The organism is Kribbella sp. NBC_00382, from assembly GCF_036067295.1.
Classification (GTDB): Bacteria; Actinomycetota; Actinomycetes; order Propionibacteriales; family Kribbellaceae; genus Kribbella.
This window is the reverse complement of the sequence record NZ_CP107954.1, coordinates 6889723-6910025: the sequence shown is the minus strand read 5'-3', so window position 1 is coordinate 6910025 and position 20303 is coordinate 6889723. Positions and strand designations below refer to the sequence as shown.

Here is a 20303-nt window from a genome sequence, read left to right as displayed (position 1 = left end):
ACTTTTGCCAGCAGGCTCTTGGAGGTCCAGATTCATGAGCGACGACAGAACGGCAGAACTCGCCCGGGCGATCGACACGTTGCGTGACCGGCGGGCGGTGCTCCGCGGCGCAGCGGTCGCCGGTCTCGCCGGCGTCAGCGTGCCGTTGCTCGCCGCGTGCGGCAGCGACGGCGCGAGCGATACGCCGGCCGCCGGCGGCACGACGTCCGGGCCGGCCAGCACACCGACCTCGGCGCCTTCCTCCTCCGGTACGCCGTCCAGCGGCGGCGGGGGAGCGGTACTCGGCCCGGTGGGCGATGTGCCGGTGGGTGGCGGCAAGGTGTTCGACAAGATCGTGGTGACGCAGCCGAAGGCCGGTGAGTTCAAGGCGTTCACGGCGGTCTGCACGCACGCGGGCTGCCTGGTCCGCACGGTGGAGAACAACACCATCAACTGCCCGTGCCACGGCAGCAAGTACAGCGCCGAGGACGGCAGCGTCCAGGGCGGCCCGGCACCCTCCCCGCTCGCGGCGATCCAGGTCACCGTCTCCGGCGGCAACATCCTCGGCCCCGCCTGAGGATCCCGACGGCACAAGCCCACATCTGGTGGGCTCGGACACCAAGCGGCGACCTCGGACACGTTATTTCATGTCCGAGCCCACCAGAAGGTGTTCAAGCCCACCAGAAGGTGTTCAAGCCCACCAGAAGGTGTTCAAGCCCACCAGAAGGTGTTCAAGCCCACCGGAAGGTGTCCGAGCCCACTAGATGTGGGCTCGGACGGGTCAGCGGGTGGCTGGGTCGACCTTGCCGACGTACAGGAGCTTGTTCGGGGAGCCGGTGCCGGGGTCGCCGACCTTGTCTGGGGTGGTCGCACCCAGCAGGGCGGTGGCGACGTCGGCCGGCTTGGCGTCCGGGTGCGCGCTCAGGTACAGGGCGATGCCGCCGGCGACATGCGGGGTCGCCATCGACGTACCGCTCATCTTGGCGGTCGAGTCAGGTGAGGTGATGCCGACCGACTCGATGTCCACGCCCGGCGCGAACAGGTCGACGCACTTGCCCCAGTTGGAGAACGTCGCCTTCGCGTCCTTGTCGTCGGTCGCGCCGACAGTGATCGCCGACGGCTCGTCCGCCGGCGAGCTGTTGCAGGCGTCCGAAGAGTCGTTGCCCGCAGCAACTGCATAGGTGACTCCGGAAGCGATCGAGGCCTTCAGGGCCGCGTCGAGGGCAGCGTCGGCCCCGCCGCCGAGGCTCATGTTCGCGACCGCGGGCTTCTTCGCGTTGGCCGTCACCCACTCGATCCCGGCCACGACGGTCTCGGTCGTGCCGGAGCCGTTGCAGTCGAGCACCCGGACGCCGAAGATCTTCGCGCCCTTGGCCAGCCCGAAGTTCGTACCGGCGATGGTGCCCGACACATGGCTGCCGTGGCCCATGCAGTCGACGCCGTTCTGCCCATCGCCGACGGTGTCGGTGCCGACGGACGCACGGCCGCCGAAGTCCTTGTGGGCGGCGTAGATCCCGGTGTCGATCACGTACACGTTGACGTTGTCAGCAGTTGCCGAGGGCTCGTACTTCTTGTCCAGCGGCAGATCGCGTTGGTCCGTACGGTCCAGACCCCACGGCGGGTCGTCCTGGTTCGCCGTGAACTTCTGGTTCTGCTGGACGAACGCCACCCGTGAGTCCGCAGCCATCTTCTTGGCTTGCTCCGGCGACATGCTCGCCGAGAAGCCCTTGATCGAGGCGCTGAACTGCTTGCGCACCTTCGCGTCGTACGACGTCGCGAGGTTCTGCGTGGTCACCCGGGTCTCCGCGGCCGAGCGGGATCCGGACAGGACGACGATGTAGCTGCCCGGGACGGCGGTCGGACTGTTGGCTCCACGGACTGCGGCAGTTGACGAGTCAGGAGGAATCACCCCGGCCTGGCTGCTGGTCGTTGTGGCGACCAGACCGGCAACGGCGAGCGCCATGGCTGCTGTCGCGCCGCCAACGGCTCTCAGCCGACGGGGTGTTGTCACTGGGGACATGGGCGGAACTCCCTCGAGTCAGCGCGGGCCCGGTTGCCTCACGCACGGATCCTGCACGTCAACCCTGAGTGACAAGCTACGGACCGCGCCCATCCCAACCGGGGATCAACCGAGCGATATGGGACAACCCGCAACACGACCGCCGGACGATCGCAAGGTCCGGCGTGTTCTGTCCGTGGAGCGAACTAGGCTGGGTCGGTGGCTGATCCCTCCTCCTACCGTCCCGCCCCGGGGTCGATTCCCGACTCGCCCGGTGTGTACCGCTTCAGCGACGCCGGCGGCCGGGTGATCTACGTCGGCAAGGCGAAGAACCTGCGCTCGCGGTTGTCGTCGTACTTCCAGGACCTGGTCAACCTCCACCCGCGGACCCAGACGATGGTGACCACCGCGGCGAAGGTCGACTGGACCGTGGTGGCCAACGAGGTCGAGTCACTGCAGCTGGAGTACTCCTGGATCAAGGAGTACGACCCGCGCTTCAACGTGAAGTACCGCGACGACAAGTCGTACCCCTGGCTCGCGATCACCCTCAACGAGGAGTACCCGCGGGTGATGGTCGGCCGCGGACCCAAGAAGAAGGGCGTCCGGTACTTCGGTCCGTACAGTCACGCCTGGGCGATCCGGGAGACCGTCGACCTGCTGTTGCGGGTGTTCCCGATGCGCTCGTGCAGCAAGGGCGTCTTCAACCGGCACCGCCAGATCGGCCGGCCCTGCCTGCTCGGGTACATCGGCAAGTGCGCGGCGCCGTGCACCGGCCAGGTCAGCCAGGAGGAGCACCGCAAGATCGTCGAGGACTTCTCCTCGTTCCTGTCCGGTCAGACCGCGACGTACATCCGCCGGCTGGAGAAGGAGATGAAGGCAGCGGCGGCCGAGCTGGAGTACGAGCGGGCCGCCAAGATCCGCGACGACCTCAGCGCGCTCGACAAGGCGCTCGCCAAGAACGCGGTCGTCCTCGGCGACGGTACGGACACCGACGTGATCGCGCTGTCGGAGGATCCGCTGGAGGTCGCAGTACAGATCTTCTATGTCCGGGGCGGCCGGATCCGGGGCCAGCGCGGCTGGATCGCGGACAAGGCCGACGGCGACGCGACGACCGCCGACCTGGTCGAGCGGTTCATCCAGCAGATGTACGCCGGCGAGGGTCCGGACGCGATCCCGCGGGAGATCCTGGTGCCGACCCTGCCGTCGGGGGAGGAGGCCCTGGTCGAGTGGCTGTCCGAGTTCCGTGGTTCGCGGGTCGCGATCCGGGTGCCGCAGCGGGGTGACAAGAAGGACCTGATGGCGACCGTCGAGCGCAACGCATTGCAGACGCTGACCATGCACAAGACCAAGCGGGCCAGCGATCTGACCACCCGCAACCTCGCGCTGGAGGAGATCCAGGCCGCGCTCGACCTGCCAGAGGTCCCGCTCCGGATGGAGTGCTACGACGTCTCGAACCTGCAGGGCACCGAGGTGGTCGCCTCGATGGTGGTCTTCGAGGACGGGCTGCCGCGCAAGAGCGAGTACCGGCGGTTCGTGATCAAGGGCGTCGACGGCCAGAACGACGTCGCCTCGATCGCCGAGGTGCTGACCCGGCGGTTCAAGCGGATGCTGGAGGACCGGGCCGGGATCCCCGAGGGCGAGGATCCGACGGCGTACCTGATCGATCCGGACACCGGCCGGGCGAAGAAGTTCGCCTACACGCCGAGCCTGGTGGTCGTCGACGGTGGCCCGCCGCAGGTCGCGGCGGCCCGGCAGGCGATGGACGAGCTCGGCCTCGGCGACATCCCCGTCTGCGGCCTGGCCAAACGGCTCGAGGAGGTCTGGTTGCCCGACGACGAGGACCCGGTCATCTTCTCCCGTACGTCGGAAGGCCTGTACCTCTTGCAGCGGCTGCGCGACGAGGCGCACCGGTTCGCGATCACGCATCACCGCAATCGCCGGTCCAAGTCGATGGTCGAGAGCGTGCTCGACGAGGTCGCCGGGCTGGGCGAAGTACGGCGGAAGACGCTGCTCAAGCATTTCGGCTCGCTGAAGAAGCTCCGCCAGGCCACCGTCGACGAAGTGGCCGAGCTGCCCGGATTCGGGCGCCGGACGGCGGAATCCGTCGTACTCGCAGTGAACTCCGCGGCAACGAAGGCCGACACTTCCCGTGCACCGTCGGTCAATACCGCGACGGGCGAGATACTGGACGACGACGGGCCGGAGCTCACCGGCCTGCGCCACGGGGACCCGAACGGGGAGATCTGAGAACTGATGGACGAGTCGAGCGGCAACCTCATCATCGTGTCCGGGATGTCCGGCGCGGGACGGAGCTCGGTCGCGGACGTACTGGAGGACCTCGGCTGGTTCGTGGTCGACAACCTGCCGCCGATGTTCCTGACCACGATCGTCGAGCAGATCGTCGGCACCGGCGCCTCGCCGCGGCTGGCGATCGTGGTGGACGTCCGGACCGGGATGTTCTTCGACGAGCTCGGCTCGGCGATCCAGGACCTGCGGACCAAGGGCTACCGGCCGGTGACGCTGTTCCTGGAGGCCTCCGACGACGTGATCGTTCGCCGGCAGGAGAGCGTCCGGCGGCCGCACCCGCTGCAGGGCGAGGGCCGGCTGCTGACCGGGATCCAGCGCGAGCGCGAGCTGCTCGGCGACATCCGGGCCGGCGCCGACATGGTGATCGACACCTCGAACCTGAACATCCACCAGCTCGCCGCGAAGGTCGTGAACGCCTTCGGGGACGAGGACAACGCCGAGCTGCGGGCCACCGTGGTGTCGTTCGGCTTCAAGTACGGGATCCCGGTCGACGCCGACGTGGTGGCCGACATGCGCTTCATCCCGAACCCGTACTGGCAGCCCGACCTGCGCCCGATGACGGGTCAGGACCGGCCTGTGTCAGACTTCGTGCTCGGTCATCCGCTGGCCCAGCAGTTCCTGCAGAACTATGTGGACGTGCTGGACACGCTGCGGACCGGTTATCTGAACGAGGGCAAGCGATTCGTCACGGTCGCGATCGGCTGCACCGGGGGCAAGCACCGGAGCGTCGCGATGGCCGAGGAGATCGGCAAGCGGCTGCGCGAGAAGGGTTCACCGACGTTGGTAGTGCACCGGGATCTGGGGCGGGAGTGACGAGAGCCCCACGGGTAGTCGCACTGGGCGGCGGGCATGGACTCGCCGCCTCGCTGTCCGCACTGCGTCAGGTCACCGACCAGCTGACCGCCGTCGTCACCGTTGCCGACAACGGCGGCTCGTCGGGCCGGCTCCGCAAGGAGCTCGGGGTACTGCCACCCGGCGACCTGAGGATGGCGCTGGCCGCGCTGTGCCGCGACGACGAGTGGGGCCGCACTTGGGCCGACGTCCTGCAGCATCGCTTCCGCAGCGACGGCGAGCTGCACGACCATGCGGTCGGCAACCTGCTGATCGTCGCGTTGTGGGAGCTGCTCGGCGAGGCCGTCGACGGTCTGGACTGGGTGGCCCGCCTGCTCGGTGCTCAAGGGCGCGTACTGCCGATGTCGGCCGTACCGCTCGACATCACCGCCCGGGTGATCGGACTCGACCCCGAGCACCCCGAGGCGATCACCGAGATCCGCGGCCAGGCCGAGGTCGCCACCACCAACGGACAAGTGGTGGACGTCTCCCTCGACCCGGCCGACCCGCCGGCCTGCCCCGAGGCGCTGGTCGCCATCGCCGAGGCCGACTGGGTCGTCGTCGGCCCCGGCTCCTGGTTCACCTCAGTCATCCCGAACTTGCTGGTACCGGCCTTGTCCCGCGGCCTCCAGGAGACCAGCGCCCGTCGCCTCCTCACCCTTAACCTGGGCGAGCAAAAGGGCGAGACGGACGGCTTCTCCCCGGAGACCCACCTCGAAGTTCTGGCCGCCCACGCCCCCGATCTCCGCATCGACGTGGTCCTGGCCGACGAGGAGCATGTCCCAGACCCCGCGTCCCTGGCCCGTACGGCGGAATCGCTCGGCGCGGAGCTCGTCGTCGCCGACATCGCCGACGACGAGCGCCACCTCCACCACGCCCCCGACAAACTGGCCAAGGTCTACCGCGAGATCTTCGGCTAGCTCAACCGACGGGAACGGCGCCCCCGGTGTCCTCGAAGACGATCTTGCCGCCGGCGTCGTACCCCGTGACCTTGCCCGACACCGGCAGACCGCCGGGGTCCTTCTCGATTCCCCAGGTCGCGAAGCCACGGGTGACGAGCGCCTCCCTCGGGCTGCCGGTCACCGGTCGGCCCACCACGCGGACCACCGACTCGGGCACTCTGCTCCAGGTCATCGAGATCTTGCGGCTCTTGGACTTGGCGTCAACAGTCGGCAGCAGCGAAGGCTGGCTCGCCAGCGTCGTCCGGCGGTAGTCGCCCTCGCCCGAGCCGGAGGACTTGTCCTTCAGTTGGCAGGTCACGGCGATCGTCCGATCGGGGGAGAGGATGACGGCCTGGAACCCGTCACCCCGGCCGGTCTTGAGCGGAACCGTCCACTGGCCGTTGATGGGGCCGGCCTTGTCTCCGGCGCTCGGAAGGTGCTCGCGCCACAACTTGTCGTCCGGGCCGCACCGCCTGATGATCTCGGCATCGGCCAGCGGGCTGACCGGCGGCGGTGGCTCGATCAGCTTGCCGGTGGTGGGATCGATGAGCTTGCCGGTGCTCGCGTCCGTCTTGAAGGTCTGCCCCGGCGTCGCCGCGGGCTGGATGCTGTCCGGGCGGTCTGCCTGCCAGGTGGCGACGCCAGCGATCACCACGGCGGTCGTCAGCGTCGCGGTCGCACCGGTGGCCAGTTGCCGGGCCCTGGTCGTCCGCCGTCCCCGCCGAACGATGTCGTCGACGGAGTGACGGAGCGGGCGGCCGGTGTCGTCGGCGGCCTCGGTGAGAAGGTCTTCGATTCTCATGACGGGATCCTTTCGAGGCTGGCGAGCAGTTCGCGGAGGTGGGCGAGGCCGCGGGCGGTCTGGCTCTTGACGGTCCCTGGGCTGATGCCGAGGACCTCGGCCGACTCCTCGATGCTGAGGTCGGCGTAGTGCCGGAGGACGACGCAAGCCCGCTGACCGGCCGGGATCTGGGCCAGGGCGGCGACCACCAGCTGCCGGGTGTCGATCGTGCCGGCTGGGTCCAGCCCCGGCTCCGGCCGCAGCGGCTCGGCCGGCTCGGCAGTCGCGCGTTCGCGGCGCCAGGGTCGTTTGGCCTGGTCGAGCACGGCCGAGACGACGACCTTGTGGGCATAGGTGTTGAGGCCGTGCTCGCGGTTGAGCCTGGGCCAGCGGCGGTAGATCCGGACCAGGGCGTCCTGGGCCGCGTCCTCGGCCCGGTGCCAGTCGCCGCACATCAGGTACGCCGTTCGTCGCAGCCTCCCGATGACGGCGGTCGCGAACTCGGTGAACTCCGGTTCGTCGCGTCTTCGCATTCACGGGCTCCTCTCATCTCGGGAGGGGTAACGACATGACTGACACGAAAGGTTGCTGCGATTCGTAACAACAGCCACTCCTGACAGTTGGACACCAAGTGACCACCCACTCCCGTCCGAGCGGAGCGAGGACCGATCACAACGCGAGCGAAGCGAGCACTGATCACAACGCGAGCGGAGCGAGCAGCTTTTTCGAGGGTCTTTGACAGGAGTGGGAGGATTCACTACATGGCGATGACAGCACAGGTGAAGTCCGAGCTGACCAGTATTCAGGTCACGAAACCCTGTTGCCGCAAGGCCGAGGTGTCTTCCGTGCTGCGGTTCGCGGGCGGTCTGCACATCGTGTCCGGCCGGATCGTGGTGGAGGCCGAGCTCGACAGCGGCGCCGCCGCGCGGCGGTTACGCAAGGACATCGCGGAGATCTTCGGGCACCCGTCGGACGTCGTGGTGATCTCCCCGTCGGGGATCAGGAAGCAGACGAAGTACGTCGTACGGGTCGTTCGTGACGGTGATGCGCTGGCGCGGCAGACGGGCCTCGTGGACAACCGTGGGCGTCCGGTCCGGGGTCTGCCCCCGGCGGTCGTCTCCGGCGCGTCCTGCGACGCTGTGGCGGCTTGGCGCGGTGCGTTCCTGGCGCACGGCTCCCTGACCGAGCCCGGCCGGTCCTCGTCGCTCGAGGTGACCTGCCCCGGCCCGGAGGCCGCGCTGGCTCTCGTCGGCGCCGCACGGCGGCTCGGAATCGGGTCGAAGGCGCGTGAGGTCCGCAACGTGGACCGCGTGGTGATCCGTGACGGTGACGCGATCGGCGCGCTGCTGACGCGGCTCGGCGCGCACGAGTCGGTACTGGCCTGGGAAGAGCGCCGGATGCGCCGCGAGGTACGCGCGACGGCGAACCGGCTGGCCAACTTCGACGACGCGAACCTGCGCCGTTCCGCGCGGGCTGCCGTCGCGGCCGGTGCGCGGGTGGAGCGGGCGCTGGAGATCCTCGGCGACGACGTACCGGACCACCTGCAGGTGGCGGGCAAGCTGCGGCTGGAGCACAAGCAGGCCAGCCTCGAGGAGCTCGGCCAGCTGCACGAGCCGGCGTTGACGAAGGACGCGGTCGCCGGCCGGATCCGTCGTCTGCTGGCGATGGCCGACAAGCGCGCCGCCGACCTCGGCATCCCGAACACCGAGGCCAACCTCACCCCGGACATGCTCGACCCGGCCTGATCCACCTCGTCCTCCGTACTTGCGGGCGCCGCGCCGGATCGCGCGGAGTGATCGTTCCCGGACCGTTGTGCTCGCATGGCGAGTCCGGGTCCCGGGTGCTGCTTGGATTGCCGGACGGGGATCTTCCATCCGACGACAGGCTGAGGACTGATGGGCACCCAGGAAGAAGAAGCGAAGGCACGCGCCGAGCTGGAGCGGGTCCGGACCGAGAACGCGATCAAGGCGATGCAGCGCGATGAGGAACTGCGCAAGCTCCGCGAACAGCAGCAGAGCAAGATGGTCGCGGACACCCCACAGAGCACCGGCCAGGGCTGGCCGGACAACGAGGTGGAGTCCGCCCCGGGTCGCCTCACCCAGATCGCCGGCTCCCTCGGCGTAGGCAAGGCAGGCGACGCCGCGTTCGCCAAAAGCCTGCTTGACTCAGGTCAGCCGCGCGCGGGAAGCGCTGGCCCCGCTGTCGAGCAGGCAGACGGTGCGAAATCGAAGACCCCCGGCGTCCGGGCGGCAAAGCCTGCCTTCGAGCGCTGACTCCGACGCTGTTGCCCGGCGGCTGCGCCGCCGGGCAACAGCTGGAACGGGGGAGGGCGGGCGCTCCGCGGCCGGGTGGCTGGGGTGGGAGAGAGCTGGCCGGGGGAGTTACCAGGTGGTGGCCGGTGGGGAAATGCCAGGGGTCTGCGGTGGTCTGGTTCCGGAGCTACTCGCGGGTCGGGTGGTTATATGTGGACGGGACCAGTGGGTCGAGTGGGCTGTTGGGCTAGTGTTTCGGGTGTAGCGGCAGTGCTCGAGAGCTAGTTTGAGGAGACGTAGTCCCGTGACCGTACGCGTAGGTATCAACGGCTTCGGCCGGATCGGCCGTAACTTCTTCCGCGCCGTGCAGGCGTCCGGTGCCGACATCGAGGTCGTCGCCGTCAACGACTTGACCGACAACCAGACCCTGGCCCACCTGCTCAAGTACGACTCGATCCTGGGCCGTTTCCCCGGTGACGTGTCCGCCACCGACACCGACATCAGCGTCGGCGGCCACACCTTCAAGGCGTTCGCCGAGCGCGACCCCGCGAACCTGAAGTGGTCTGATGTGGGCGCCGACATCGTGATCGAGTCGACCGGCTTCTTCACCGACGCCACCAAGGCCAAGACGCACGCCGACAACGGCGCCAAGAAGGTCATCATCTCCGCCCCGGCGAAGAACGAGGACCTGACCATCGTGATGGGCGTCAACCACGAGCTCTACGACGCGGACCAGCACACGGTCATCTCGAACGCGTCCTGCACGACGAACTGCCTCGCCCCGATGGCCAAGGCCATCCACGACGAGTTCGTCATCCAGCAGGGCCTGATGACCACAGTCCACGCCTACACCCAGGACCAGAACCTGCAGGACGGCCCGCACTCCGATCTGCGTCGCGCCCGCGCCGCGGCGATCAACGTCGTACCGACCTCGACCGGCGCCGCCAAGGCGATCGGCCTGGTCCTGCCGGAGCTCAAGGGCAAGCTGGACGGCTACGCGCTGCGCGTCCCGGTCCCGACCGGCTCCGCCACCGACCTGACCGTCAACGTCGGCCGGGAGACCTCGGTCGAAGAGGTCAACGCCGCCGTCAAGGCCGCGGCCGAGGGTGCGCTCAAGGGTTACCTGCGGTACACCGAGGACCCGATCGTGTCGAGCGACATCGTCACCGACCCGGCCTCCTGCATCTTCGACGCCGGCCTGACCAAGGTGCTCGGCAACCAGGTGAAGGTCGTCGGCTGGTACGACAACGAGTGGGGCTACTCCAACCGTCTCGTCGACCTGGTCAACTACGTCGGCGCCTCGCTCTGACGTTCCTTCCCACAGCTTGCGTCCGAAGGTGACCCTGGTGTCGCTTCGGGCGCAAGCCTGTTTCCAGACAGGACAGCTAGAACAGTGAAGACCATCGAAGACCTGGGTGACCTCGCCGGGCGCAGGGTGCTGGTGCGCTCCGACCTGAACGTGCCGATCAAGGGTGACCAGATCGGCGACGACGGCCGGATCCGGGCCAGCGTGCCGACCCTGCTGAAGCTGGCCAAGGCCGGCGCCAAGGTGATCGTGACCGCCCACCTCGGCCGGCCCAAGGGCAAGCCGAACCCCGAGTTCACCCTCGCGCCGGTCGCCAAGCGCCTCGGTGAGCTGCTGCAGCCCGAGGGCATCAAGGTGCACTTCGCCACCGACGTCACCGGCGACAGCGCCCAGGAAGCCGTCCAGGAGCTGGACGAGGGCGAGGTGCTGCTGCTCGAGAACGTCCGGTACGACGCTCGCGAGGAGAGCAAGGACGAGGCCGAGCGCGGCGCGCTGGCCGAGGAGCTCGCCGGCTTGGCCGACGTGTTTGTCAGCGACGGCTTCGGCGTCGTCCACCGCAAGCAGGCCAGCGTGTACGACGTGGCCGGCAAGCTCCCGCATGCCGCCGGCGGCCTGGTGCTCGCCGAGGTCGAGGTGCTGAAGAAGCTCACCGAGGACCCGGCTCGTCCGTACGTCGTAGTACTGGGTGGCGCGAAGGTTTCGGACAAGCTGGCCGTGATCGACAACCTGCTGGCCAAGGCCGACAAGCTGCTGATCGGCGGTGGCATGGTCTTCACGTTCCTGAAGGCGCAGGGCCACGAGGTCGGCAAGAGCCTGCTCGAGGAAGACCAGCTGGACGCGGTCAAGGGCTACCTGGAGACCGCCAAGGCCAAGGGTGTCGAGATCGTGCTGCCGACGGACATCGTCGTCGCGCCCGAGTTCAAGGCCGACTCGCCGGCCACGGTCGTCGCCGCGGACGCGATCCCGGCCGACCAGCTCGGGCTGGACATCGGTCCGGACTCGGGCAAGGCGTTCGCCGCGGAGATCGCGGCGGCCAGGACGGTGTTCTGGAACGGCCCGATGGGTGTCTTCGAGATGGAGGCGTTCGCCGGTGGAACCAAGGCCGTCGCGCAGGCGTTGACCGAGGTGGACGGGCTGAGTGTGGTCGGTGGTGGTGACTCGGCGGCCGCAGTACGGCAGCTTGGTTTCGCCGACGACCAGTTCGGCCACATCTCGACCGGTGGCGGCGCGTCACTGGAATACCTGGAGGGCAAGGAGCTCCCGGGTCTCGCTGTGCTGGAAGAGGACTGACTACCTATGGCTGACAACGCTGCCCGTACGCCGTTGATGGCGGGCAACTGGAAGATGAATGTCAACCACGTCGAGGCCGTGCACCTGCTGCAGAAGCTGAGCTGGACGCTGCAGGACAAGAAGCACGACTTCGAGCGGGTCGAGGTGGCCGTGCTGCCGCCGTTCACCGACATCCGCAGCGTGCAGACGCTGGTCGACGGTGACCGGATGAAGATCGTCTACGGCGCACAGGACATCTCCGTGCACGACGAGGGCGCGTACACCGGCGAGATCTCGGCGGCGATGCTGTCGAAGCTCGGCGTGACGTACGTGCTGGCCGGGCACTCCGAGCGCCGCCAGTACCACGGTGAGGACGACGCCACCGTGAACGCCAAGGCCACCAAGGCACTCGCGGCCGGGATCACCCCGATCGTCTGCGTCGGCGAGGGTCTCGAGGTCCGCAAGGCGGGGGACCAGGTCGAGTACACGCTGGCTCAGATCGACGGCTCGCTGGCCGGGCTGAAGCCGGACGACGTCCGCAAGGTCGTGATCGCGTACGAGCCGGTCTGGGCGATCGGTACCGGCGAGGTCGCGACCCCCGAGGACGCGCAGGAGGTCTGCGCGGCGATCCGGGGCCGGCTGGAGGAGATTTCACCGGCAGTGGCCGACTCGGTACGGATTCTTTACGGGGGGTCGGTGAAGATGGCCAGTGCAGGTGGCATCATGGCCCAGCCGGATGTCGACGGCTGCCTGGTGGGCGGAGCAAGCCTCAAGGTGGACGAGTTCGCCGGTATCTGCCGTTACCTGGACCTTCAGTTAGGCTACTCCTCGTGATTCTCGCTTTCTCGATCGTCGTCGTCATCTGCAGCCTGATCCTGACGCTGCTCGTGCTGCTGCACAAAGGCCGCGGTGGCGGCCTCTCCGACCTGTTCGGTGGCGGCGTCTCGTCCAGCCTGGGCGGGTCGTCGGTGGCCGAACGGAACCTCGACCGGATCACGATCGGCGTCGGCCTGATCTGGTTCGCCGCCATCGTCGGGCTCGGCCTGCTGTACAAGCTCGGCTGAGAGGGGAGTAGCTCCCGTGGCTGGTGGTGGCAGTGCTATTCGTGGCAGCCGGGTAGGTGCCGGACCGATGGGCGAGGCGGAGCGCGGCGACACCGCGCCCCGCCAGCGAGTCGTCTTCTTCTGTGCCAACGGGCACGAGACCGCGACTGTGTTCGCGGTGGAGGCGGCCGTACCGGAGGCCTGGGATTGTCCGAGGTGCGGTCTGCCGACCAGCACCGACGTCAACAACCCGCCGCCCCCCACCAAGATCGAGCCGTACAAGACGCACCTCGCGTACGTGAAGGAACGCCGCAGCGAGCAGGAGGCCGCCGAGATCCTCGACGAAGCCCTGCAGAAGCTCCGCGCCCGCCGCGCCCGCGGGGACGTTATTTTCTGAGCTGTCCGCCGACCGGCCCGCGCTGATCCTTCGATCGGCGCGGGCCGGTTCGCGTCAGTTCGCGCGCGAGCCGAACAGCTGGTTCAGCTCGGCCTGCGGGATCTGGTCGGCCGCGAACGTCATCGTGCCGGCGGTCTGCAGTTCGTTGGCTGCTGCCCGGATGAAGCCCAGTGCGGCGCGGGCGATGCTGCCGCCGAGGCTGATGCGCTGGACGCCGGCTGCCAGGAGCTGGTGGGTGGTCAGGGTGCTGGTGCCGAGGCCTAGTACGACGTTCACCGGGCCGTCGAGCTCTTTGACGAGCGTGCTGATCGAGTCGAGGTCGTTGACGCCGGGGACGTAGAGGCAGTCGGCGCCGGCCGCGCGGTAGAGGTTGGCGCGGCGGATGGAGTCGGCCAAGGCGGTTGGTGTCTTGAGGAGTTGGCCGTCGGTGCGGGCCGTCAGGACGAAGTCGGGGCCGGCTGCTTCGCGGGCGGCGACGATGCGGTCGACGGAGAGCTGCTCGGCGTACAGGGCGTGGCCGTCGTAGTCCTCGATGTTGCCGCCGGCCAGGCCTGCCTCGCGGGCCAGGGTGATCGTCTCGGCCACCTGCTCGGGGCTTTCGCCGTACCCGTCCTCGAGATCGCCGCTCACCGGTACGCCGGCAGCCTCGACGATCTGCTGGATGCGCTCGAACATCTGCTCGCGGGAGACCGCCTTCGCGCCATCAGGCAAGGTGTGATCGCCCTTGGCGAGCGAGAAGGCGATGCCCGCGCTCGTGGTCGCGATCGCGGGGAAGCCGGCCTCCACCAGCAGCACGGCGCTGCCGGCATCCCACGCGTTCGGCATCACAAATCCGGTGGTCGCTTCATGCAGCTCTTGGAAGGTCGTCATGACAGCCATCGTGTCATTCGGACTGTTCGGCCACCGGCGAATTAACTACAACTTCGAGGCGGCTGCCTCGTCGATCAGCCACAGCGTGCGGTCGATGCCCTTCGGGATCGACGCGGGGAGGTCGCCCTTGCCGGCGATGGCGTCGGCGACCGCGTCGGCCTTGTCCTCGCCGGAGACGACGAACCACGTCTCTCGCGCGTTCGCCAGCGCCGGGAAGGTCAGCGACACCCGGGTCGGCGGCGGCTTGGGGGAGTCGAACACCGCGACCGTCGAGCTGTCCACGACGACCCGTGCCGGGTTCTCCGGGAACAGCGACGCCACATGCCCATCCGGCCCGACACCGAGCATCAGTACGTCGAACGCCGGTACGCCGTCCCCGAACGCCGGCCCATCACTCTCGCCATCGACCGCGCCGTCGTGAGGACCAGCGGCGACCGCGAGCGTCTCGGCGTACGCCGCTGCGGCCGCCTCAGCGCCTTGCCCGGTGTCAGCGGGCATCGGGTGTACCAGCGCCTTGTCGACGTCCACGTGGGACAGCAGCGCCTCCCATGCCTGGGTGTCGTTGCGCTCCGGGTCGCCCTCGGGCAGGAAGCGCTCGTCGCCCCACCAGAACTCGACCCGGCTCCAGTCGATCGCAGTACGGGCCGGGGACGCCGCCACGGCCTTGTAGACGACCGCAGCGACGCGGCCGCCGGTCAGTACGACCTGCGCGACCCCGCCGTTGCTCTGGACGTCGATCAGCTTGGTGATCAGCCTGGCCGCGACGGCGTGGGCCAGGCCCTCGGCGTCGCGGTTGATCAGGATCGACGGCTCTGTCATGACCGCCCTGCCACCCTCTTGCTCGCACTCTTCTTCGCCGTCGACTTCTTGGCGGTGGTCTTCTTAGCCGCCGCGGTATTGGCCGGCGCTGCCTTCTTGGCGACCGCCTTCCGGGCCGACTTCGCCGCCGCGGTCGCCTTCCGGACCACTGCCTTGTCAGCAGCTGCCTTCTTCGCAGCGGGCCGCTTCGGCGCCGTCTTCCGGGTCCCGGCCGCGTGCGCCTCGAGCTCAGGCGATGCCGTCTTCGCTGGAGTCGCCGTACGGTGAGCAGCCTTCGCGGCAGCCGTCTGCGCGGATCGCCGGTCAGCCTCGCTGACGATCTTCGCCGACTCCGGCATCTTCTCCCGCTTGACCATGCACGCCAGCGTCTGCGCGTACACGTCGTCCGGGTCGAGCCGCCGCAGCTCCTCGCTCAGCAACTCAGATGTGTTCCGACGCTTCAGCGCCACCGGCCGGTCAGGCTGACCCGGGATACTGAACGTCGCCACCGCACCGTCCGGCCGCGTCAACGCGATCGGGCCAGCCGGCGTGAACATCCGTACTGCGGTAATGCCCGGCCCTCGCGAGTTCCGCTGCTCCACCGGTACGCCGAGACGGCACTGCAACCAAGCCGCCATCAAATCCGCCGATGCGTTGCCCTTGGCCGACACGACCTCGGCCCCCGAGACCTTCGTCGGGTACTGGTCGAGCGCGGCAGCCATCAACGCACGCCACGGCGTCAGCCGCGACCACGCGAAGTCCGTGTCGCCCGGTGCATAGCCCTCGGCGCGCGCCGGGAAGTCCACGGCGGCCCGTCGGCCAGCAGCCGCGTCGGTCACCCGGCGACGGCCCAACGCACCCAGCGGGTCCTCGTGCGGCACCTTCGGCCCGCCACCCGGCCACCAGACGATGACGGGGGAGTCAGGCAGCAGCAGGGGAGTGATGACGGACTCAGGCACCTTGGCGAGCTCGCCGTGCAGCCGGAGCAGCACCGCCTCGCCGGGAATGCCTTCGCCGACGCGTACTTCGGCGTCGAGCCCACCCGTGCCCCGGCCGGGGCGCAGGATCGCCACGAGCACCCGCGAGGGGTGTTCACGGCCGGCCTCGTTGGCGGCCTTCATCGCGTCGTGGTGGGAGGCCTCGTCGACGACCACCACGATGGTGCCGACCATGCCCATCGCCGGCGAACCGGCGTTGCGGCGGGCCTTCAGCAGGGCCGACGCGATCTCGCTGGACGTCGTACCGGTGAGGTCGATGATCATGGCCGCCTCCAGGCGCGTCCGTCGCGGGCGAGCATCTCGTGGGCGGAGTCCGGGCCCCAGGCGCCGGACGCGTACTGCTCGGGCTTGCCGTGGTCGGCCCAGTAGTTGATCACCGGGTCGAGGATCTTCCAGCCCAGCTCCACCTCGGTGTGCTGCGGGAACAGCGGCGGGTCGCCGAGCAGCACGTCCAGGATCAGCCGCTCGTAGGCCTCCGGCGACGACTCGGTGAAGGAGCCGCCGTACGCGAAGTCCATGTTCACGTCCCGGATCTCCATCATCGTGCCGGGCACCTTGGCGCCGAACCGCATCGTGATGCCCTCGTCCGGCTGGATCCGCATCACCAGGGCGTTCTGGCCGAGTTCCTCGGTCTCCGTCTTGGTGAACGGCAGGTGCGGCGCGCGCTTGAACATCACGGCCACCTCGGTGACGCGCCGGCCGAGCCGCTTGCCGGTCCGCAGGTAGAACGGGACGCCGGCCCAACGCCGGGTGTCCACATCCACCCGCAGCGCCGCGAAGGTCTCCGTCGCGGAGTCCTTCGGGATGCCGTCTTCCTGCAGGTAGCCCTTGACCTTCGTACCACCGGCCCAGCCGGCGGCGTACTGGCCGCGTGCGGTGTGCAGGCTGAGGTCCTCCGGCAGCTTGACGGCCGCCAGCACCTTCTTCTTCTCCTGCCGCAGCGACCACGCGTCGAAGGAGACCGGCTCCTCCATCGCGATCAGCGCGAGCAGCTGGAGCAGGTGGTTCTGGATCACGTCGCGGGCGGCGCCGATGCCGTCGTAGTACCCGGCGCGGCCGCCGATGCCGATGTCCTCGGCCATCGTGATCTGCACGTGGTCGACGTAGTGGCTGTTCCAGACCGGCTCGAACATGGCGTTGGCGAACCGCAGCGCCAGCATGTTCTGGACGGTCTCCTTGCCCAGGTAGTGGTCGATCCGGAAGACCGCCTCGGGCGGGAAGACCGACTCGACCACCTGGTTGAGTTCACGCGCGCTCTTCAGGTCGTGCCCGAACGGCTTCTCGATCACCACCCGGCGCCACGATCCCGGGGTCTCCTTGGTCAGGCCGTGCTCGTTCAGTTGCTGCACGACCTGCGGGAACAGACCCGGCGGGATGGAGAGGTAGAACGCGTGGTTGCCACCCGTACCGCGGTTGACGTCGAGCTCGTCCACGGTCTCCTTGAGCCGCTTGAACGCCTCGTCGTCGGTCAGGTCGCCCGGGACGAACCGGAAGCCCTCGGCGAGCTGCTGCCAGACCTCCTCGCGGAAGGGAGTCCGGGCGTGCTCCTTCACCGAGTCGTGGACGATCTGGGCGAAGTCCTGGTTGGTGAAGTCGCGGCGGGCGAAGCCGACCAGTGCGAAGCCGGGCGGCAACAGGCCCCGGTTCGCCAGGTCGTACACCGCCGGCATCAGCTTCTTGCGGGCCAGGTCACCGGTGACGCCGAAGATCACCAGGCTGCAAGGCCCGGCGATCCTCGGGAGCCGCCGGTCCTGGGGATCCCGCAGCGGGTTCACCGGGCCGGTCGACTCCTCGTCGTACTCTGCGGTCATGCGCCGCCAGCCTCCGATTTGTCAGATGCGTTGAGTAGGTCGATCAACTGCGCTACACCGGTGGCGGAGTCGGTGAGGTGCAGTCGTAGGACAGGGCGGCCGCGGTCGGCCAGGACTCCGGCATCGCCTGCGGCCTGGGCCGAGATGAGCGTGCCGAAGCTGAACGGGCGGTCCGGGATCTCCACGTCGGTGGACTCCGAGGTGGTGATCTGCAGGAAGACGCCCTGCGGGTGGCCGCCCTTGTGGTACTGGCCGGTCGAGTGCAGGAAGCGCGGACCCCAGCCGAAGGTGACCGGGCGCTGCGTCTTGCTCGCCAGGGCGGGCCGGATCGCGACGAGGTTCTCGTCCCGCGCCGAGTCCAGGTAGGCCATCACGGCGACGTAGCCGTCGTCAGCCAGCTGGCCGAGCAGCGAGTCGAGCGCTCCCGAGACCGTGTCGACGCCGTCCAGCAGACCGTCGGTGCCACGGACCTCGATGGCGCCGTCAGTGAAGGCGGCAGCCTCCGGCTCCGGCTGAGCGTCGAGCAGACCGCGAGCGGCCTTCTTGGCGCTCTCCACGTCCGGCTGGTCGAACGGGTTGATCCCGAGCAGGTACCCGGCGACCGCAGTCGCCGTCTCCCACAGCAGGAACTGCCCGCCGAGCGACCCCGACGTCAGAGCAGTCGGTACTGCGCTGGTCGCCTTATCAGCCAGCAGCGCGTGGACGATGTCCGACCAGTCGCTGTTCAGCTCAGGAGCGTGGGCACCCTTCACGGCGACCGGCAGAACACCCTTGCCCAGCTTGCCGGTGCTCTCCGCGATCAGCTGCTCGGCCCAGTCCGGGAACCCGACGATGTCGGAGCCGTCCGCGGCCACGATCGCCTTGTCCCGGCCACCGCTCGCAGCCAGTACTGCGCCCAGCACAAGCGCCGGGTTGTCAGCGGAGTCCGCCTGGAGTGCAGGAGCGGCCGCAGCCGCCTGGTCCAGGAGCTCGGCCACGTCAGCCCCAGCAAGAGCTGAGGGGACGAGCCCGAAGGCGGTCAGCGCGCTGTACCGGCCGCCGACGTTCGGGTCGGCGAAGAAGGTCTTGCGGTAGCCCTCGTCGGCCGCGAGCTTCTCGAACGGCGAACCCGGGTCGGTCACGACGATGACCCGCGTGGCGGCGTCGATCCCGGCGTCGGTGAACGCCTTCACGAAAACGCGTCGCTGGCTGTCGGTCTCGACGGTGCCGCCGGACTTGCTCGACACCACGATGACGGTGCGCTGCAGGTCGCCGGCCAGGGCCCGGGCGATCACGCTCGGGTTGGTCGAGTCGAGTACGACGAGCTCCACACCCGCAGTACGGGTGATGACCTCGGGAGCCAGTGACGAGCCGCCCATACCGGCGAGCACGATCCGGTCCAGGCCCTCGGCCCGCAGGTCGGCCTGCAGCGCCTCGATCTCGGCCAGCAGCGGCCGCGAGGTGTCGTGCAGGTCGACCCAGTTCAGCCGGATCGCGGACTCGGACTCGGCGTCCGGGCCCCAGATCGTGGCGTCCTTGGCGGCGATCCGGGAGGCGATCTTCTCCGACACCAGCCGGTCGATCGTCTCGGACCACTCGCCGTTGGCAGTGGTGACAGCCGGCTCGGTCACTTCGCGGCCGCCTTCAGCGCTGCGGTGACGGTGTTCTGCAGCTCGGTCCAGGAGACGTCGAACTTGCTGACGCCCTCGTCCTCGAGCAGCTGCACGACCTCGTCGTACGAGATGCCGAGCTTCTCGAGGTCTGCGATCACCTTGCGGTCGCCGTCGTAGTCGCCGGTGACGGTGTCGCCGCGGACCTCGCCGTGGTCGGCGAACGCGTCCATCGTTGCCTGCGGCATCGTGTTGACGACGTTGGCGACAACCAGCTCCTCGACGTACAGGGTGTCCTTGTACGCCGGGTCCTTCACGCCCGTGGAGGCCCAGAGCGGCCGCTGGACCTTGGCGCCGGCGGTCTCGATCTCGTGCCAGCGGTCGGAGGCGAAGACCTCCTCGAACACCTCGTAGGCCAGCCGCGCGTTGGCGATCGCGGCCTTGCCCTTCAGGGCCTCCGCCTCATCGGTGCCGATGGCATCGAGTCGCTTGTCGATCTCGGTGTCGACCCGGCTGACGAAGAAGGACGCCACGCTGGCCAGCTTGGTGACGTCGTGGCCGTTGTCGATCGCCTTCTCGACACCGGACAGGAACGCGTCCACGACCGCCTTGTAGCGCTCGAGGGAGAAGATCAGCGTCACGTTCACGCTGATCCCGTTCGCCAGCGTCTCGGTGATCGCCGGGATGCCTTCCTTGGTCGCCGGGATCTTGACGAAGACGTTCTCCCGGCCGACGGTGGCCCACAGCTCCTTGGCCTGGGCGACCGTCTTGGCGGTGTCGCGGGCCAGACCCGGCTCGACCTCGATCGAGACCCGGCCGTCGACACCGTCGGTGTCGTCGTACACAGGCTTGAACAGGTCGGCGGCGTCGCGGACGTCGTCGGTGGTGATCACCCGGATCGCCTGGTCGGTCGAGACGCCCTCGGCGCCGAGCCGGTTGACCTGCTCGGCGTACGCGCCGGCGTCGGAGATCGCCTTGGCGAAGATGGTCGGGTTGGTGGTCACCCCGCTGACGTGCTGGTCGTGGATCAGGTTCGCCAGGCTGCCGCTGGTCAGCCGCTGCCGGGACAGGTCGTCGAGCCAGATGGAAACGCCGGCGTCGGCGAGGTCTTTCAAACGATCGGTCATGTCCG

20 protein-coding genes are annotated in these 20303 nt (G+C 68.8%); 11 read left to right on the top strand and 9 right to left on the bottom strand.

Going from position 1 to position 20303, the window contains the following annotated elements; all coding sequences use genetic code 11:
* Nucleotides 1-34: 34 nt before the first annotated feature.
* Nucleotides 35-556, top strand: a complete 522-nt coding sequence (locus OHA70_RS32740) for a Rieske (2Fe-2S) protein (protein WP_328324230.1) — start codon at nucleotides 35-37, stop codon at nucleotides 554-556.
* A 204-nt stretch (nucleotides 557-760) separates the two neighbouring features.
* Here OHA70_RS32740 and OHA70_RS32735 read toward each other — a convergent pair whose 3' ends face one another.
* Nucleotides 761-1999: a S8 family peptidase gene (locus OHA70_RS32735; RefSeq protein WP_328324228.1), complete on the bottom strand. Its 1239-nt coding sequence runs from the start codon at nucleotides 1997-1999 to the stop codon at nucleotides 761-763.
* Nucleotides 2000-2197: 198 nt separating this feature from the next.
* Here OHA70_RS32735 and uvrC point away from each other — a divergent pair, with 198 nt between their 5' ends.
* From uvrC to OHA70_RS32720, 3 genes are read left to right on the top strand one after another with little or no spacing between them, the layout of a single operon-like run.
* Nucleotides 2198-4225 carry an excinuclease ABC subunit UvrC gene (uvrC, locus tag OHA70_RS32730; RefSeq protein WP_328324226.1) on the top strand — a complete coding sequence of 676 codons (2028 nt, stop codon included), beginning with the start codon at nucleotides 2198-2200 and terminating at the stop codon, nucleotides 4223-4225.
* Between the two features lie 6 nt (nucleotides 4226-4231).
* Nucleotides 4232-5098 carry an RNase adapter RapZ gene (gene rapZ, locus OHA70_RS32725; RefSeq protein WP_328324224.1) on the top strand — a complete coding sequence of 289 codons (867 nt, stop codon included), beginning with the start codon at nucleotides 4232-4234 and terminating at the stop codon, nucleotides 5096-5098.
* Entirely contained in the window at nucleotides 5095-6036 is a 942-nt protein-coding gene (locus OHA70_RS32720) for a gluconeogenesis factor YvcK family protein (protein WP_328324222.1), read from the top strand. The genes rapZ and OHA70_RS32720 overlap by 4 nt, the downstream gene beginning before the upstream one ends.
* A 1-nt stretch (nucleotide 6037) precedes the next feature.
* On the opposite strand, the gene OHA70_RS32715 is transcribed toward OHA70_RS32720, so the two are convergent.
* Entirely contained in the window at nucleotides 6038-6859 is an 822-nt protein-coding gene (locus OHA70_RS32715; protein WP_328324220.1) for a hypothetical protein, read from the bottom strand.
* Nucleotides 6856-7371, bottom strand: a complete 516-nt coding sequence (locus tag OHA70_RS32710; protein ID WP_328324218.1) for a SigE family RNA polymerase sigma factor — start codon at nucleotides 7369-7371, stop codon at nucleotides 6856-6858. Before OHA70_RS32710 ends, OHA70_RS32715 begins: the two co-directional genes overlap by 4 nt.
* Nucleotides 7372-7599: 228 nt before the next feature.
* Here OHA70_RS32710 and whiA point away from each other — a divergent pair, with 228 nt between their 5' ends.
* The 7 genes from whiA (at nucleotide 7600) to OHA70_RS32675 (ending at nucleotide 13105) form a co-directional block, all read left to right on the top strand.
* Nucleotides 7600-8583 (top strand): DNA-binding protein WhiA, encoded by a 984-nt coding sequence (gene whiA / locus OHA70_RS32705; protein WP_020384835.1) that lies wholly within the window; start codon nucleotides 7600-7602, stop codon nucleotides 8581-8583.
* Nucleotides 8584-8733: 150 nt separating this feature from the next.
* Complete coding sequence (locus OHA70_RS32700; protein WP_328324213.1) at nucleotides 8734-9111, top strand: hypothetical protein; 378 nt, start codon at nucleotides 8734-8736, stop codon at nucleotides 9109-9111.
* Between the two features lie 283 nt (nucleotides 9112-9394).
* Nucleotides 9395-10399 (top strand): type I glyceraldehyde-3-phosphate dehydrogenase, encoded by a 1005-nt coding sequence (gene gap / locus OHA70_RS32695; RefSeq protein ID WP_328324211.1) that lies wholly within the window; start codon nucleotides 9395-9397, stop codon nucleotides 10397-10399.
* Nucleotides 10400-10483: 84 nt separating this feature from the next.
* A complete protein-coding gene (locus tag OHA70_RS32690) occupies nucleotides 10484-11686 on the top strand; it encodes a phosphoglycerate kinase (protein WP_328324209.1) in 1203 nt (400 codons plus the stop codon).
* Nucleotides 11687-11692: 6 nt separating this feature from the next.
* The gene (gene tpiA / locus OHA70_RS32685; RefSeq protein WP_328324207.1) at nucleotides 11693-12499 is read left to right on the top strand and encodes a triose-phosphate isomerase; all 807 of its coding nucleotides are present in this window, start codon (nucleotides 11693-11695) and stop codon (nucleotides 12497-12499) included.
* Entirely contained in the window at nucleotides 12496-12729 is a 234-nt protein-coding gene (secG, locus tag OHA70_RS32680; protein WP_328324205.1) for a preprotein translocase subunit SecG, read from the top strand. Before tpiA ends, secG begins: the two co-directional genes overlap by 4 nt.
* A 16-nt stretch (nucleotides 12730-12745) precedes the next feature.
* Nucleotides 12746-13105, top strand: a complete 360-nt coding sequence (locus OHA70_RS32675) for an RNA polymerase-binding protein RbpA (RefSeq protein WP_328324203.1) — start codon at nucleotides 12746-12748, stop codon at nucleotides 13103-13105.
* Between the two features lie 54 nt (nucleotides 13106-13159).
* Here the strand turns inward: OHA70_RS32675 and OHA70_RS32670 are convergent, their stop codons facing one another.
* Genes OHA70_RS32670 through tal form a run of 6 tightly spaced genes read right to left on the bottom strand, consistent with a single transcriptional unit; the run spans nucleotide 13160 to nucleotide 20298 of the window.
* Complete coding sequence (locus tag OHA70_RS32670) at nucleotides 13160-13975, bottom strand: isocitrate lyase/PEP mutase family protein (RefSeq protein ID WP_328324201.1); 816 nt, start codon at nucleotides 13973-13975, stop codon at nucleotides 13160-13162.
* Between the two features lie 45 nt (nucleotides 13976-14020).
* Entirely contained in the window at nucleotides 14021-14794 is a 774-nt protein-coding gene (pgl, locus tag OHA70_RS32665; RefSeq protein WP_328324199.1) for a 6-phosphogluconolactonase, read from the bottom strand.
* Nucleotides 14791-16035: a glucose-6-phosphate dehydrogenase assembly protein OpcA gene (locus OHA70_RS32660; RefSeq protein ID WP_328324197.1), complete on the bottom strand. Its 1245-nt coding sequence runs from the start codon at nucleotides 16033-16035 to the stop codon at nucleotides 14791-14793. The genes pgl and OHA70_RS32660 overlap by 4 nt, the downstream gene beginning before the upstream one ends.
* Nucleotides 16032-17582: a glucose-6-phosphate dehydrogenase gene (zwf, locus tag OHA70_RS32655; protein WP_328324195.1), complete on the bottom strand. Its 1551-nt coding sequence runs from the start codon at nucleotides 17580-17582 to the stop codon at nucleotides 16032-16034. Before zwf ends, OHA70_RS32660 begins: the two co-directional genes overlap by 4 nt.
* Nucleotides 17579-19192: a glucose-6-phosphate isomerase gene (locus OHA70_RS32650; RefSeq protein WP_328324193.1), complete on the bottom strand. Its 1614-nt coding sequence runs from the start codon at nucleotides 19190-19192 to the stop codon at nucleotides 17579-17581. Before OHA70_RS32650 ends, zwf begins: the two co-directional genes overlap by 4 nt.
* Nucleotides 19189-20298 carry a transaldolase gene (gene tal, locus OHA70_RS32645; protein WP_328324191.1) on the bottom strand — a complete coding sequence of 370 codons (1110 nt, stop codon included), beginning with the start codon at nucleotides 20296-20298 and terminating at the stop codon, nucleotides 19189-19191. The genes OHA70_RS32650 and tal overlap by 4 nt, the downstream gene beginning before the upstream one ends.
* Nucleotides 20299-20303: the final 5 nt, after the last annotated feature.

Coding starts and splice junctions, on each gene's coding strand:
- OHA70_RS32740 (WP_328324230.1), top strand. CDS start 35: ATGAGCGACGACAGAACGGCAGAACTCGCCCGGGCGATCGACACGTTG.
- OHA70_RS32735 (WP_328324228.1), bottom strand. CDS start 1,999: ATGTCCCCAGTGACAACACCCCGTCGGCTGAGAGCCGTTGGCGGCGCG.
- rapZ (WP_328324224.1), top strand. CDS start 4,232: ATGGACGAGTCGAGCGGCAACCTCATCATCGTGTCCGGGATGTCCGGC.
- OHA70_RS32715 (WP_328324220.1), bottom strand. CDS start 6,859: ATGAGAATCGAAGACCTTCTCACCGAGGCCGCCGACGACACCGGCCGC.
- OHA70_RS32710 (WP_328324218.1), bottom strand. CDS start 7,371: ATGCGAAGACGCGACGAACCGGAGTTCACCGAGTTCGCGACCGCCGTC.
- whiA (WP_020384835.1), top strand. CDS start 7,600: ATGGCGATGACAGCACAGGTGAAGTCCGAGCTGACCAGTATTCAGGTC.
- OHA70_RS32700 (WP_328324213.1), top strand. CDS start 8,734: ATGGGCACCCAGGAAGAAGAAGCGAAGGCACGCGCCGAGCTGGAGCGG.
- tpiA (WP_328324207.1), top strand. CDS start 11,693: ATGGCTGACAACGCTGCCCGTACGCCGTTGATGGCGGGCAACTGGAAG.
- OHA70_RS32670 (WP_328324201.1), bottom strand. CDS start 13,975: ATGACGACCTTCCAAGAGCTGCATGAAGCGACCACCGGATTTGTGATG.
- pgl (WP_328324199.1), bottom strand. CDS start 14,794: ATGACAGAGCCGTCGATCCTGATCAACCGCGACGCCGAGGGCCTGGCC.
- OHA70_RS32660 (WP_328324197.1), bottom strand. CDS start 16,035: ATGATCATCGACCTCACCGGTACGACGTCCAGCGAGATCGCGTCGGCC.
- zwf (WP_328324195.1), bottom strand. CDS start 17,582: ATGACCGCAGAGTACGACGAGGAGTCGACCGGCCCGGTGAACCCGCTG.
- tal (WP_328324191.1), bottom strand. CDS start 20,298: ATGACCGATCGTTTGAAAGACCTCGCCGACGCCGGCGTTTCCATCTGG.